The following is a 15,156-nucleotide window of genomic DNA, read 5'->3' as shown; positions in this document are numbered from 1 at the left end:
CTTAAAACCTGATATTATAATTTATAAACGGTATTGGCCTGGCAAAAATGGACAGCTGGTATGAATTGATAGCTCCGCCCTGCTGCTGATAAAAAGTTGAATAAGCATTTTGCCTGCCTGTTAAATTGTACACGCCTACCGTCCACGAGTTATGGAATTTTTGGTGCACCTTGTGGTTACCATCTATATTGATCGAAAAATCCGACCTGAAGTAATCTGGTATCCGGTATTCGTTCCTGTCTGAATAAAAAACCCGCTCGGCGCCGTTTGAGTAGTATTTTGCTATAGGCAGGGTTATCGGTCGCCCGGTGCTGTATGTTACATCAAGCGAAACACTGTAACGGTGCGTTATGCGGTAATTACCTGTAAAATTAAAGCTATGAGGTTTATCGTAGTTAGCCGGGTAATAAGCGCCACCGTTGATAAGCTGGCCCGCTGTAGGATCATCCTGCCTTAAAAACGTGCGCGAATAGGTGTAATTGATCCAGCCGTTAAGTTTACCCGTGGTTTTCTTGACAGATAACTCTACACCATAAGCCTTGCCCTGTGTATTTAATACTTCCTGCTCAATGGCTTGACTCATAATTAACTTAGCGCCGCTTTTATAATCAAGATAGTTATCAATGCGTTTGTAATAAACTTCTACCGAGGTTTCTATAGCATTTTGCATTGCATTTTTAAATATCCCGAATGATACCTGGCTGCCATATTGCGGTTTGATATTGGGGTCGCTTAATTTATAGATATCAATGGGCGATATGGCAGTAGTGTTTGATAGCAGGTGGATGTACTGCGCAAGCGTATTGTAACTTGCTTTCAGTGAAAGGTCGTCGGTAATATTATAACGGGCGGATACCCTGATCTCGGGCCGCGTATAGGTTTTAATAGTTTTACCACCGCTATAAGTGGTGCTATCAATTACATTAAGCGGTGTGCGTGGCAAACCAGGCGCGTAATTGCGAATGGTTTGCGCGCCAAGGTAGTTAAACATAGAATACCTGATACCGGCGCTGATGCTAAAATCGGGCGTAATATCAAATTTATCCCCAAGATACAGCGCGCTCTCAAGCCCTTGTTCGTTATCAACTTTATCAGGCACAATTAATGATGTTGCACTGTTTGGTGTTTCGCTGCCAGGATTCAGTTTATAATAAATTGCACTTAGACCAAAATCGAGCGTGTTGTTACGATTGAGATAGTAAGTAAAATCTGTTTTAAAATTACTTTGGTTAATACCGAATTTAAGTTTGTAGGCATTTACCGGGTTTGCGCTGCTTGATATATCATAATTATAGCCATCATACCCAAAGCTTATGAGGCTGAATAGTTTACTGTTAAAATTATGTTTCCACTTAATATTGGCGTTTTTATTACTGTAGTTATAGGTGGTATCGCTGTTTAACCTAAAATTATCTTTACTTAAATAACTGGTTACATAAATATTATTATCCTTATCAATTTGATGGCTTATATCAATGTTAAAATCATAGAACGAGGCGTGACTATGCTTATACTCTTCGGGCAGAAGTTTCAGCAGCCAGTCTGAATAACTGGTTCGACCGCCAAAAATAAACGACGTTTTATCTTTAACAATGGGGCCTTCAATATTTAACCTACTGGTAAGCAGCCCAATACCTGCAGATCCGGCAAAGTTTTTCTTATTGCCTTCCCTATCCGTAACTTCCAATACTGATGACAGGCGGCCACCAAATTTTTCGGGAATGGTACTTTTGTAAAGTTCAATTCCCTTTACAATATCTGGGTTAAAGGCCGAAAAGAAACCGAAAAAATGCGCAGGGTTATAAATTGTTTTATCATCCAACAATATCAGGTTTTGATCGGCAGCGCCTCCACGTACGTTAAAACCGGTTGTGGCCTCTCCTACGCTTTGTACGCCCGGCAAGGTTAATACAATACGTAGCACATCTGCCTCACCAAAAACAGCTGGCACCTGCTTAATACTCTTAATATCAAGCCGGCTTACCGCCATTTCGGTACTGCGAACATTGGCTACCTTTTCGGCAGATATTTTAACTTCCTTTAGGGTAGTTACCTGTTCTTGTAACTCAATGTTCAAATCGCCATCAGTATATAACATAACCTGCCGGCGGGCATCTTTCATACCTACACCTTTAACTATTAAAAGCTGTTTACCCCTCGGTAAGGATAAGGTATAATAGCCAAACTGATCTGTAGTTACGCCAACGCCAGAATTGGCTACATAAATTCCCGCCCCCGCTACGCCTACACCCGATTTAGCGCTTTTTACGTAGCCCGATATAGATGCTTTACCAGCCTTAAGCTCATTGGTTTTTATACCAACCTCATACAATTTATTTTCAACGGTTGATTCAATAACCGGCGCTTTAACTGGTGCTACAGTAAAATCAATTACCGGCGTGGCGCTTGCCGCAGGTGGCGCCTGCCCCGGCTTAACGTTAAAATAACCTGCCGCGGGCTGCGTTCGAATTTCTTTATCACGGGTTAAAAAAACCTGCATTTTAGATTCAAACAAAGCGTAATGATAAGCGGTATTATGAAATGCCTGGCTAAGCACACTTTCTAAAGGCTGGTTATTAACCTGTACGCTTATCTTCAGGCTATCAAATTGCGCGCGGTCATAATAAATATGATAACCGCTTTTTGACTCCAATTCAGCAACAAATTGTTCAATGGTAGCTTGCTTAAAGTTTACGCTGATATTTTTTGATACCTGAGCGTGCAATAATTTAACCGCGAAAAAAAGAATAAGGGTAAAGTAGATTTTTTTCATATCAATTGGTTAAACTATCATAATAACTTACAACGGATGACAAAGCCTGTTCAAATAAGCCATCAAACTGAATATGTTTATCCTTTATATATTGTTTAAGTTCCTTTTTCTTATCTGGAAATACATCTAACACCGTCCCCTGGCTTGTTACTTTATAATAGGTACCGTTTTTTTTGATATAGTAATCGGGCACTTCATGTACAAGTACAAAAAAACGCTCACGGCCTGTTGATGCCGAAGTTGATTTGAGTGTTTTTTCCACTTTTTTAATCGCCTGCGAGTGGCCGGCGTAAAGCTGTTCATAAAAACCAGCTTTTACACCGCCATTATTAGCGTTAATCCTAATAAAATGCCGGTCGTGAAGATCAAAGCTGGCTACCTTTTCAGGTACCAAAGCGATGGGCGAGGCGTGATTAAAAAGCATAACCACCAATTGATCTGTATACAAATCGTAAATCATCGAAACATTCTCAAAATCTTCGCCATCGTAAACAACCGAACCGGTTCGCCAGGCATCGATATCATCAAGGTAGGCGCTGCCTTTTATAGAAGAATCATAAGAATCATAAACATATCCATTATACAGGCGGGATTGTTCTGCTACGCCCTGGTAAAAATGATTCACAACACCGTTTATCGCGGCATCATAGCGGGCGCTATCAGTAGCAGATTGTGCAGATGCTGTTTTGCACGCAAGCGCGATTACAAAACAGCATAATATTTTGCTGTAGCAACGTTTAGGCATCAGTTAATAGTTAATTATGTAATTAACCAAATATTAACCATTTAAACAATTTTTTAAAAGGTTAATATTATACCCGGCACCCAATATCATAAATTTGTTACAACATCTAATAATTTAAGCTGATAGATTCATATGGCCGCCATTATTTTGACGAGGGCGCCTGCAATAAATCTGTTTCTTTTAACGGAACACCAAAGTTTGGCGAGCCATCCTTATTCCAGCTAAACTTTTGGGCTCTTGGTGATCGTTCATTACCACACCCCTGCCCCGGCTGTGAATTGGCGTGATATAAAATCCAATCTTCCGTTCCATCCGGCGATTTGAAGAATGAATTATGGCCGGGAGCGTAAACACTGTTCTGTGGCGATTGCTTAAACACAGGTTGCGTTGATTTTTTCCATGAAGTCGGATCGAGCAGATTGCTATTTTTTGATGCAGTTAACATCCCCAGGGCATAATAATCTGTCCAACAGCCACTGGCCGAGTAAATGAGGAAAAGTTTATCCTTGTGTACCAAAATCTCGGGGCCCTCATTTACGTTAACATGCGGTGGATTTGATTGCGCGCCAAGGTCGCCGTATTTTTCCCAATCGTATTGTGGGCTTGATACTTTTACCCTTTGCCCATCAATAGTAAATGGATCTTTCATTTTAGCGATGTAGATATTTTGCTGCACATTAACATCACCTTCCCAGCCGGCCCAAAGCATGTATAACTGGCCCTTGTTTTCAAATACCGATACATCGATGGCCCATTTATTGGTTTCATCACCCACTTGGCCTTTAAAAGTCCAGTCGCCTTCCAGGGGATCGGCAGATGGGTTTTCAATTACGTAAATTCGGTGATTGTTATTATTGCCATCATCAGCGGCAAAATACATATACCATTTACCTTTTATAAAATGCAATTCGGGCGCCCAAAGTTCTTTAGAATAGTTGGTGCCGGCAGGTGGCGTCCATATTGTTTTTTTTACAGCGGTTTTTAGCTGTGTAATATCCTTAGTTTTCCAAAGCACAAGATTATGTCCCGTTGAATTGGTATAATAGTAAAATCCATCTTTATAAATAACCCAGGGATCGGCACCGGATGGCAGCAACGGGTTAGTAAAAGTTTTTTGCTGAGCGAAGCCGCTCTTAGCCAGCAGCAACAGCATTATAATGCTTGTTGTTTTAAATAAATTCCTGATCATAACACGGTTTTCAAATAGGTTTCGAGAAGTTAAATATAGCATACATCCACATCATAATAAATGTTAAACGCACATTTTATTAAAAAATCCATTCTTCCTGCTTGTTCCCGGGCTTATAGAGTAAAAAAAATAGCCTGCATCAGTCACTGCAAATTTTGCAGCAACCAATACAGGCTAACACAAATTAACCAATTATTAAACTAAATCTCGAGTTTAATATCTTTCTACCCGGACATCGGATTTTACTCCTACGCCTGCCTTTTTTTATTTTTTATCAGATACCAGGAATACCACTCCCCTGGCAGGCACTGTTACCAAAATACCACCACTGGTAGCCGATGAACTTGCCGCTATAGTGGCATAACCCGATGGGCCACCAACATCGCCAGCCGGACCATTACCGTTTACGGTTACCTTACCAGAGAATGACCCGTTATCGGTACCGCCTTTTAAGGTGTAATAGTAATAGTTACTGCCGGTATAATAATTTTTAAAGTTCACGTTCACCACTTTATCGGTGCTGCCCTTATTTACCAAGGTAACGCCAGCTTCGCCCGAACTATAGGATGACGCATAGCTTACAATATCTGTACTCCCGCTCACTGTGGAACTGATCATCCTATCGCCAAAGTATTTTTGAAAGTAGTACAGGTAATAAAAGGCCGGTCGTGGTGTAAAATCGGTTACGCCGGTTTGCTGGTAGGTAAATAAGCCATGGTCATTGCCATCGCTGCCGCCATTGGCTAAATCCCAACGGCAGGCCATACTTACCTGGTTTTTAATCAGCTCGCCAAGCACTAAAACGGCGTGTACACCCGCTACATAAGATACCTGCTGCCTTGAGCCGGAGGCAAAAATATTCCATTCATCCATAGCAATAGGTTTTTGCGTAACTCCGGCAGTTTGTACAGAAGTATTAACCCAGTCGAGCATAGGCGAAGTAACCGACGAAGCTGTAGCCAGAATAGCATCGGGCGTTGAGTTTTGATTAAATGGGGTGTAATAATTGTGTACCACAAAAAAATCGGGTGATGCACCGGCTGCAGCCAATACTCCGGCATTCCAATTTTGTACACCTTCAGAATTACTTTGATCGTTTATTTCGGTAAGTACTATACCAATTTTAATGGTGGCACCAATATCGCTGGCCGCTTTACGCATCGAATCGGCAAATACTTTAAAATGTGTGCCATATAGCTGTCCAGTTAAAATTTCGGGTTGACCATCTTTGTTTTTTGATACATCAATGCGGTAACCGGCCTCCCAATTGCCATAATTCTCGTTGCCTACTTCCCATAGTTTAGTGCGGCCTTTATCGTTACGCACCCACTGCGCCGCATAGTGCGCAGCTGTTTGTACCGGATGCTCGCTCAAGCCGTAACGCGCATAACCGTAATTAACGGTAATAATACCTGTACTATTGGTTTTTTGGAGCAATGAATAATAGTTAGCCAGGCTAATAGACCAATTATCAGTAACCATGCCGCTCCAATATCCTGTAGTTGGGTCAGGGGTACCATCGGCTTTTATTAGTTGTGATGGTACATCGGCAGGTTTACCTCCGGATGGAAGATCATAAAAGTAAACATCTGATAAACTGCCACCCGGTGCCCTGATAATATTGGGCGAAAGATTGGTTAAATTTTGTACAAGGCCTGCATCCGTGTACTGGCCGGTAAAAGGGTTCATATTATTACCAAACAAATTTGGGGATACTTTTGACACCACCTGGGCAAAATCGGCAGTTACGGTTACTGCCCCCGAGGCGGCAGGTTTAGTGGCGCTTTGTACAGCTGGCTTGCTAAACGTTTTAGCTTGCCAGTTGTCAAGAAAAAAACCCTGCGACACTGCCACAGATGGATCTGTTGGTGAGCTAATTGGCCCGGTTGCGCCTCCGTTACCTGTATCAACGGTAGTTGTACCGGAGTTATCGGGTTGTTTATCTTTTTTGCACGCCGCTAAACCGATTAAGCTTAGCATTATCAAGGACACACTTTTTATCATCAATTTCATTTTGTTGTTTTTCAATATTATAGTTTTAAGCAAATCCCTGGATTTGTATATTTTCATAATTATGGTTACGAAGCCTTCAATTCTACACGCGCATCCAATGCAAAGCCCGCAAGCATATAGGTTGATCTGAACTCATTTGGGGTCGACCGCTTTTTGCGTTTAAAAATCCTGTTGAAATTAGAGATATTGTTAAATCCACATTCGTAGGCGATTTCGGCAACTGTGGTTGTAGAGTCGATAAGCATCCGGGAGGCATGTCCCAACCTTATCTCATTCAAACTATCGGTAAAGGTTTTGCCGGTACGTTTCTTAATAAACCTGCTGAACGATGCTTCGGGCATATGCACAACACGGGCTACCTCGGCAAGCGTAACTTTGCGCTGATAGTTGTTGTTCATGTGCTCAAAAACTTTTTCAACGCGGCGACTATTGTGATTAAATTTCTCGTTGATGAAAGCCGGATCTGAAAGCGTTTTCATATTAACCGATGTTGACAGCTCATGCAATATGGATAATAACTCCAAAACCGATGTAAAGCCGCTTTGCTTATTTAAAGCCAGGATGCGTTCTTTAACGGCCGAAATCGTTTCGGGCGAAAACGCGATGCCTAATGGTGCACGCTGCAACATTCCCTTTAAAAAGCTTAGCTGGTTGCGGCGTAAAAATTTTTCGTCAAACAAATCTTTATGAAACTGGATAACTATTTCGGTTATTTCCTCGCTTTCACATTCGTGGGTAAACCATCCGTGATATAAGTCGGGGCCGATAAGTAACAGCTCCAGGTCGTCAATCAGCTCAATATGGCCGCCCACAACGCGTTTTGCTCCTTTTGCATTCAAAATCAAATGAAGCTCATAATCATCATGGTAATGCAAGGGCAATTCCAGTTTGTTATCTGTTTTGGCGAAAACGGTGAAGCAATCACCAGCCGTAAGCGGGGTTGTTTCGCGCATTACATTGCTTGTCATCATAAATAATTTTATAAGTACAACAATTGGAAAATGATAGTCATCGGCTCAAAAAAAAGAATGAGCAATGCCATCCGGCAAAAAATTACAGGTTATTATTTTAGCTAAGAGAAAGTACCGCCGCCGTTTAACTGGCGGCGGTATTACTTTTATTTAACATTTACTAATCCAACATCATCAATGCTAAAAGTAGAAGCATTACCGCTAAACTCCTGGAAAACCAGGGCGGTGATAGATGATGGAAGCGGATTGGCCGAATCAACCCAGTTAGCAATTGGAATTTGATAATCTGTCCATTTGCCTTCGGTAAGTGTTATTTGAACAGCGGTTTTAAAATTATAGTTGAGTACCAAGTGAATGTTTTTACCAGTAGTACCCTTGCCACCAAATATGGAAAACTTAAGCGCGGTGTTGGCACCAACGCTGTTGCCGCTACCTGGTTGTATCACATAACCATCATATCCGCCGGTATAGCTATAGGTTCTTGACGATGTTCCCCTTCTAAAATTGATACTATCTTTTTTGGGCACGCCACCCCAGCCATAATCGCTCCAGCCGTTTTCATAGCTATCTTCATAAATAGCCGTATTAAAGCCAAATACTGAACTGGTTTGTTTGGTGGATGAAACGTTATTGCTTAACAAGCTTGTTCCCGAAGTTACAACCGGTCCTGTACCTACCCCGCCACCTTTGGTAGCAGCTGTTGTAACCAAAAGCCGCGCAGCTGTAACACCTGTTGGTACTGTTACAGTTATTACGGTAGGCGTTTTTTTGATTACCGTGGCTGGTGTAGTGCCAAATGATACACCAGTCAATCCGTTGAACGTTGTACCTGTTATGGTAATAACATCGCCGGCATTGCCTGCAAGCTGGCTAACCGAAGTTATGCCAGGTACAGGTTGTTCAATGATAAAAGGGGTACTAACTTTTCCATGGGCAGTAACAACAGTAAGTACGTTGCTGGTAGTGTCGTTACTATAAGCAACAGTTGCAGGCACCGAAAACTGCAGACTGGTATTTGACGAGAAAGCCGTATTGAAATAAATAGATGTACCATTGATATAAATAGCTTTAGCAGTACTCAGGTTTTTACCTATAACCGCGTAGGTGGTGCCAATTTTGCCATCGGTTGTTGTTGAATCAAAAGCAACAACCGTTTGCGAAGTTTGGCTGCTTTGAAAAACAGTACGTATCCTGGTGATAGCAGGGGGGCCATCACCACCGCTGATGCCGTTATCATTCTTCTTACATGAACTTATAATTGATACCGCCACAAATGAAAGCAGACAGTAAAAAAATATTGGTTTTAAAACTTTCATAGCTGTTTTTATTTAAATGTGTATGGTACTGCCGGTTCTAATAATTTAGGGTCGGCTGTGGTTTCATTGATAGGAATAGGCAACAAAAAGTCGGTGCTTTTTGGCGTAACCGCGGTATGGTAAACAGTTTTACGGTCATTAGCATAAGTACCCCGCTCCTGCTGACTGATAAATTGAGTAGCCAGCGGATGCGAATTGTTTAATATGCCATTCCACCCGTCTATGCGGCAAAGGTCAAACCAGTAATCGTTTTCAATAGCAAACTCGTGCCTTCTCTCTGTTAATATATCATCCTGTATAATAGTGGTAGGTACAGCATTGTTATAGGTGGCATCATAGTTAGGGTTAGGAACTGTATGATGACGGTTTATAACGATTAACTTGGCTAAGTTTGCTCTTTGGCGTATCGTATTGATATAAGCTAAAGCCTGCGCATCTGTTGATGTAGTGTTTTTGCCCACAATCGCTTCGGCCGCTATTAAATAAACTTCGGCATAACGCATCAGGTATGTATTGTTGGCTGCAGATTGCGCTGAACCGATACCGCCATTATCGGCAGGTGTACCTACTACATATTTCTTAATTGCCGCTCCTGTACCTTGCGAATTGATATTGTCAGGCACTGTATATCCTCCGGATGCGGCATCAATTTCGGGATACACATCCTTAGCTTGCATAATAGTGGCATGCAGACGCAAATCGCCGCCTTCATATGAGTTTTGTAAATCAATTGTGGGGCCTAATACGCTGTAACCGTCGCCGGTGCCTGTGATAATACCACTGGCAGCCAATGAGGCCTGTTGCGGGTTACCGTGACCGTAAGATGCACCGCCAGCCCATTGTATCTGGCAAATGCTTTCTTCGTTATTGTTATTGGCTGTTTTAAACAAATCATTATACGTTTTGCTGGCTATATCTATACCATATAGTTTAAACTCGCCGCTGTTGATTACCTTTTGGGCTTCTTTAAGCGCGTTAGGATAATCCTGCATATACAAATACAGCTTGGCCAGCATAGCCGATGCTGAACCGCTTGAAACGTGCCCCTGGGTAACCGCGCCTGTTCTTACCATGGCGGTACAATTGGCTTCGGCAAACTTCATATCGTTAACCATAAAGGTGTAGATGTCCTCTATGCGATTGGTATTCACCTGAAAGTTGGTTAAAAAGTTGCTGGCATTTTCAATAATAGGTACAGCTCCCCATAACCTTACAATGTGAAAATAAGCCATCGCCCTAAAAAAGTGGGCTTCGCCTAAAGCATTGTTTAAAACGGCCGGCGTTACACCTGCGCCCGCCCTCGAAGGCATGAGGTTGATCAACGCGTTTGATTGTGCTACAACTGTCCACAATGAACTCCAGGCAGCGTCATTTTGCGAATTGAGGTTGGTTACCGCGCCATTCAGGTTACCAAAGTCGGTAACATCTGATGAGTAACTACGGCCGTTACCACCGGTCATTTCACACACCGCCCATCCTGGTTTGGCTACATAGTTAAACCAAAGTGAATTATAAAGGTTAATGGTACTTGCCGCTACCTGGGCATCGGTTTTATAAAAATTATCAATGGCTATCGCGTTTTCGGGCGGCCTGTTAAAAAAGTCTTTTTTACAGCCTGTTACGGTAACTAAACCAATAACTGCAGCGCTGAATATATATTTAATATTTGCTTTCATTTTAAATCTTTTATGGTCAAATTAAAATTCTGCGTTTACACCAAACGTATATACCCTTGGCGAAGGATACCTTCCCAAATCAACGTTGGTTAAAAACACGTTTTGGTTTTGCTGGCCAACCTCGGGGTCTAAACCTTTGTAACCTGTTATTACAAACAAGTTTTGCCCGCTGAAATACAGTTTTAAGCGGCTAAGCGCAATATGTTTAGCCCATGACGATGGCAGGTTGTAACCTAACCGCACGTTTTGGAATCTCAAAAAAGAGGCGCTTTGCAAAAACCTGGTAGACATGTTAAGATTTGGGTTAACACCACCTTTAGGAGCCGGGATATTGGAATTAATATTTGTAGGAGTCCAGTAATTTCCGGCTTCGGCCAGTTGATTAGTGTATAAACCGTTCAACCCTTCAATACTATAATCCAAGTAGTTAAGCACTTTACCACCGTAAGAACCATATAAGAATATGGAAAGATCAAAGTTTTTATAGGTAAAGTTGTTGGTGAAACTGTAAGTAAACGTAGGGTTAGGATTGCCGATAGCGCTCATGTCGCTGGCGTCAATTTTGCCATCGTGATTGGTGTCAACATATTGTATATCGCCTAAAGTTGTAGCTCCTGTAGCACCCAGGGTAGTACTTGTTGGCTGGCCAAATTGTATCGGCGCGTTCGCTAATTGATCGGCAGTTTTAAATATGCCTTTAACAGTGTAGCCATAAAATTCGCCAATGGGACCACCTACTTTAGTTTGGGTAACCGGAATTTGTAAAAATCCCGAAGTAATGCTGGCATTAATAATACTGTTGTTGTATGTAGAAACAACTTTATTTACATAATGGGTAAACGTTACCGATGTACTCCAGTTAAAGTTTTTGGCTACTATGTTTTTTGAGTTGATGCTAAACTCAATACCCTTATTGCTAACCTCGCCGCCATTTACATAAGGCGCGCTGATGCCGCCCAGGTAATTAGGACCACCGGTTAAAAACTCTGGTAACGGTGCCTGGAAAAGGAAATTCTTTGAAGTTTTGTTATACCAGTCAACAGCGGCGTTAACCCTGCCAAATAAAGTAAAATCCAATCCGATATCTGTTTGTATAGATGTTTGCCAGGTTAAGTTAGGGTTATTGTAATTTGACACATTGAAACCTGTACCAAGGCCTGTAATGGTTGGGTTAAGTGCAGAGCCGTATTGGTAACCCGGAATGTTTTGATTACCTACCTGGCCATACCCTACCCTTAATTTAACATTATCGGCGACGCTTTTAATGCCGCTCATAAATGATTCGTTTGAAATTGTCCAACCGATGGCTGCAGATGGGAAATAACCAGTTTGATGTCCTTGCGCAAAATTTGATGATCTATCTGAACGGATAGTAGCAGTTAAACTATACCTGTTATCATAATCATAAATAGCACGGGCGTAAAAAGACTGCAAGGTATTTGATGATTTGTTTTCGCCAATGGTAGGTATTTTTGCACCACCAAGGTTAAGCGTAGGCAAATCATTACTTAAAAAAGTATTGGTACCGGCGCTCATGCTGTTGTAGTTACCTTCATTCAGCTCATAACCTGCTGCCGCGGTTATATTGTGCTTTTTTGCAAAGGTATGATTGTAAGTAAGGTATTCTTTCCAGTTCCAGCCCAATGCCTGATCTGAATATTCGCTTAAGCTGGCAACAGGGTTGCCGTAAATAAGAGAGGGATTAGTTGGTGACGCTACCGTAAATGATGGAAAAAACAGCGTACTTTTCGAGAAATTATCGTAACCGCCAATTTCTGATCTTAAGGTTAAATCCTTGGTAAAACGTATATCGGCATAAAAGTTCGCGTTAATTTGACTGCGTACCAGGTTATTGGTATTTAATTTTGCCAAAGCTATAGGGCTTATAAACGCGCCGCTGCCATAAGATGCAGTAGATACAGTGTAGCTACCATCCGGGTTACTGGCCGCCTGATCCGGCGGGTTCAGCAAAGCCTGGTAAACAATACCGCCATTATCGCTCGCGCCAATGTTTTGGTCGGTGCGGTTCAGCGTCATATTCGAGCCAAGTTTAAACCAGTCTTTCAGCTTACCTTCTACATTGGTACGGAAAGAATAGCGTTTAAAGTTCGACGCGATGATGGTACCGTTTTGTTTTAAGAAACCACCAGATATATAATAGTTCACATTATCATTACCACCATTCATAGATAGGTTATGGCTTTGCATTGGCGCATTTTGGAACACCTCTTTTTGCCAGTTGGTACCAGGGCCAAGTAAAGTAGGATCTGCAAATTCGCCCCGCCTACCTACGCCGGTAATATCAGCGATAGCGTTTTGAATATTTGCATATTGCGGCAGATCCATCATTTTTAGGAAACGTCCCTGCTGCTGAACACCGTAATAGCCATCATAATTTAAATGGGCTGTGCTATTTTTACCTTTTTTTGTGGTAATAATAACTACACCATTTGAACCACGGCTACCATAAATAGCCGTAGCCGATGCATCTTTTAAGATATCTATCGATTCAATATCATTAGGATTGATATAGCTTAAGGGGCTAACTGTGTTTTCGCCATTGTTTTGATTCTGTGTGGTGTAAGCCGAACCATCAATGTACACACCATCAACTACGTATAAAGGCTCATTTGAACCAGAAAGTGATGTTATACCCCTGATGTGAATAGAGGCCGAACTGCCCGGCGCGCCTGTACCGTTAGTAACCGTTACACCGGCGGCTTTACCTTGCAATAATTGGTCAACACTTGTTTGGGGGATATTCTGGATGTCTTTAGCGGTTACCGATGATATGGCGCCGTTTACATCCTGCCTTTTTTGTTGACCGTAACCAATTACCACCACATCTGCCAGGGCTGTTGATGAATTGGCCAATACCACGTTGATGATAGTTTTTTTACCGATAACTACATCCTGGGATTTCATACCGATGAATGAAAATGTAATTTCGGTAGCGCCCGCCGGTACCGTAATGCTGTAATTGCCATCTCTATCGGTAACTACACCCGATTGATTGTTTTTTACTCTGACAGATACCCCGGGAAGGGTTAGCCCTGCCTCGTCTGTTACTGTTCCTTTGATCACTGTTGCCTGGTTTTGCGCTCCTGCCCGGAAGCATACAAAAAGAGACAGAAACAGCAATGCCATTCGTAGAATTCTTCGCATAATAATTGGGTTAATTGATAATTGATTTATTGTTGATTTTTGGTTTTATAATTGTTTTTTTAACACACATCAAAATTAGCACAAAGCATTTTGGCGTATAACAGCTTATGTTGCAAGCCGTGTTTGCAACATAACCGACTGTAAAAAGCGGGTTAAATTCTCCAATAAAATTTGTTTACTAATTCTTCAGGTTTAATAACGGGCAGATGTACTTCAAAGCAATTGCCGGTTATCGTTTTGTTGAGGGTAAAATTATATGCGAAACCAAATCCGGTTGTGGCTAAATAGGGGTACAAATGTCAACCTGAATTAAACAACTGATTATCAATTATTTAATTAAATAAAAATCTTAAAAATTAAAAATACAAGCCTCAAAAGGTTACAAATGTGTACCTACATAAGCCTATCAATACTTTTTAAACTGAGATAATAGTATTGCTTTTGGCGTGATAAAATGATGATTTTGGAAGAGGTATTTTATTCTTAGATGAGGTAAATGCAAAATTATTGAAGAACCTAAAACCCGATTACTGTTAAACTACTCTGAAAATGGTATTGAGTACTTAGATATATACTATTTTTCATAAATTTGAGTATATGATACGTACAATATTAAAATCTGATAAAAACAACCTGATTTTAAATTTGCCCGATGAACTGGTTGGAAAGATGATTGAAGTAATAGCTTTTTCCATCGAAGAGGATAATACGATCCTAAATAGCGCATCTTCTAAAGAAACAAGAATAAAGGAACTGGCAATAAAACTAAAGCCTTTTACATTTAACAGTGGCGGGTATAAGTTCGATCGGGATGAGGCGAACGACTATGAATAAAATTGCTGTTGATACCAATATACTTCTTTATGCATTAGACGATTTTTATCCCGAGAAACAAATTATTTCGATTGAAATAATTGCAGATAACCCTTCTTTTTGTTCCCAAAGTCTCAGTGAATTTACGAATGTATGTCTTCGTCGGTGGAGATTCTCAAAAGTAAAGGTTGCACAAATAATAAAAACCTATTTGCAACAATGTACTTATGTACCTGTCACTGAAGCTATGATGCTAAAAGCAATCGAAATCATGACAATCTATGATTTCCAATTGTTTGATTCTGTTATAATTGCCTCTGCATTAGAAACGGGATGCACAATCTTCTATTCGGAAGATATGAGTGATGGGCAGATTATAGAACAACAACTAAAAATTATAAACCCGTTTAAGGCATAGTTATAAGTTAAATAATACTGAATCAACTTTGCTAACCCCGGATTCAGGTATACCAGTACACAACTAATCGCGGTTCA

At 41.1% G+C, this 15,156-nt stretch carries 10 protein-coding genes; 2 read left to right on the top strand and 8 right to left on the bottom strand.

The genetic code is table 11. From position 1 onward, the window contains the following. Nucleotide 1 precedes the first annotated feature (1 nt). The 8 genes from QWZ17_RS19805 to QWZ17_RS19770 all read right to left on the bottom strand — a co-directional run bounded on the left by QWZ17_RS19805 (nucleotide 2) and on the right by QWZ17_RS19770 (nucleotide 13,848). Complete coding sequence (locus QWZ17_RS19805) at nucleotides 2–2,773, bottom strand: TonB-dependent receptor (RefSeq protein ID WP_290307036.1); 2,772 nt, start codon at nucleotides 2,771–2,773, stop codon at nucleotides 2–4. A 1-nt stretch (nucleotide 2,774) separates the two neighbouring features. Further along, complete coding sequence (locus QWZ17_RS19800; protein WP_290307035.1) at nucleotides 2,775–3,518, bottom strand: hypothetical protein; 744 nt, start codon at nucleotides 3,516–3,518, stop codon at nucleotides 2,775–2,777. A 142-nt stretch (nucleotides 3,519–3,660) separates the two neighbouring features. Continuing rightward, nucleotides 3,661–4,707, bottom strand: coding sequence for a glycoside hydrolase family 43 protein (locus tag QWZ17_RS19795; RefSeq protein WP_290307034.1), 1,047 nt, complete (start codon nucleotides 4,705–4,707; stop codon nucleotides 3,661–3,663). Nucleotides 4,708–4,971: 264 nt separating this feature from the next. After that, nucleotides 4,972–6,687 (bottom strand): alpha-L-arabinofuranosidase, encoded by a 1,716-nt coding sequence (locus QWZ17_RS19790; RefSeq protein WP_290307033.1) that lies wholly within the window; start codon nucleotides 6,685–6,687, stop codon nucleotides 4,972–4,974. Between the two features lie 98 nt (nucleotides 6,688–6,785). Then, a complete protein-coding gene (locus QWZ17_RS19785) occupies nucleotides 6,786–7,691 on the bottom strand; it encodes an AraC family transcriptional regulator (RefSeq protein ID WP_290307032.1) in 906 nt (301 codons plus the stop codon). Nucleotides 7,692–7,837: 146 nt separating this feature from the next. Beyond that, nucleotides 7,838–9,007, bottom strand: coding sequence for a hypothetical protein (locus QWZ17_RS19780; RefSeq protein WP_290307031.1), 1,170 nt, complete (start codon nucleotides 9,005–9,007; stop codon nucleotides 7,838–7,840). 8 nt (nucleotides 9,008–9,015) lie between these two features. Then, complete coding sequence (locus QWZ17_RS19775) at nucleotides 9,016–10,683, bottom strand: RagB/SusD family nutrient uptake outer membrane protein (protein WP_290307030.1); 1,668 nt, start codon at nucleotides 10,681–10,683, stop codon at nucleotides 9,016–9,018. Between the two features lie 21 nt (nucleotides 10,684–10,704). Continuing rightward, nucleotides 10,705–13,848, bottom strand: coding sequence for a SusC/RagA family TonB-linked outer membrane protein (locus QWZ17_RS19770; protein ID WP_290307029.1), 3,144 nt, complete (start codon nucleotides 13,846–13,848; stop codon nucleotides 10,705–10,707). A 597-nt stretch (nucleotides 13,849–14,445) separates the two neighbouring features. On the opposite strand from QWZ17_RS19770, the gene QWZ17_RS19765 reads away from it, so the two are divergent. Both QWZ17_RS19765 and QWZ17_RS19760 read left to right on the top strand, forming a co-directional pair. Next, the gene (locus QWZ17_RS19765; protein WP_290307028.1) at nucleotides 14,446–14,682 is read left to right on the top strand and encodes a hypothetical protein; all 237 of its coding nucleotides are present in this window, start codon (nucleotides 14,446–14,448) and stop codon (nucleotides 14,680–14,682) included. Then, nucleotides 14,675–15,079 (top strand): PIN domain-containing protein, encoded by a 405-nt coding sequence (locus QWZ17_RS19760; protein WP_290307027.1) that lies wholly within the window; start codon nucleotides 14,675–14,677, stop codon nucleotides 15,077–15,079. Before QWZ17_RS19765 ends, QWZ17_RS19760 begins: the two co-directional genes overlap by 8 nt. The last annotated feature ends 77 nt before the right edge of the window (nucleotides 15,080–15,156 follow it).

Origin of the sequence: Mucilaginibacter flavus (assembly GCF_030409315.1) — a bacterium.
In the GTDB taxonomy this organism is placed as follows: Bacteria; Bacteroidota; Bacteroidia; order Sphingobacteriales; family Sphingobacteriaceae; genus Mucilaginibacter; species Mucilaginibacter flavus.
Note: the sequence above shows the minus strand (reverse complement) of the source record. Positions and strands in the feature narration are given on the sequence as shown.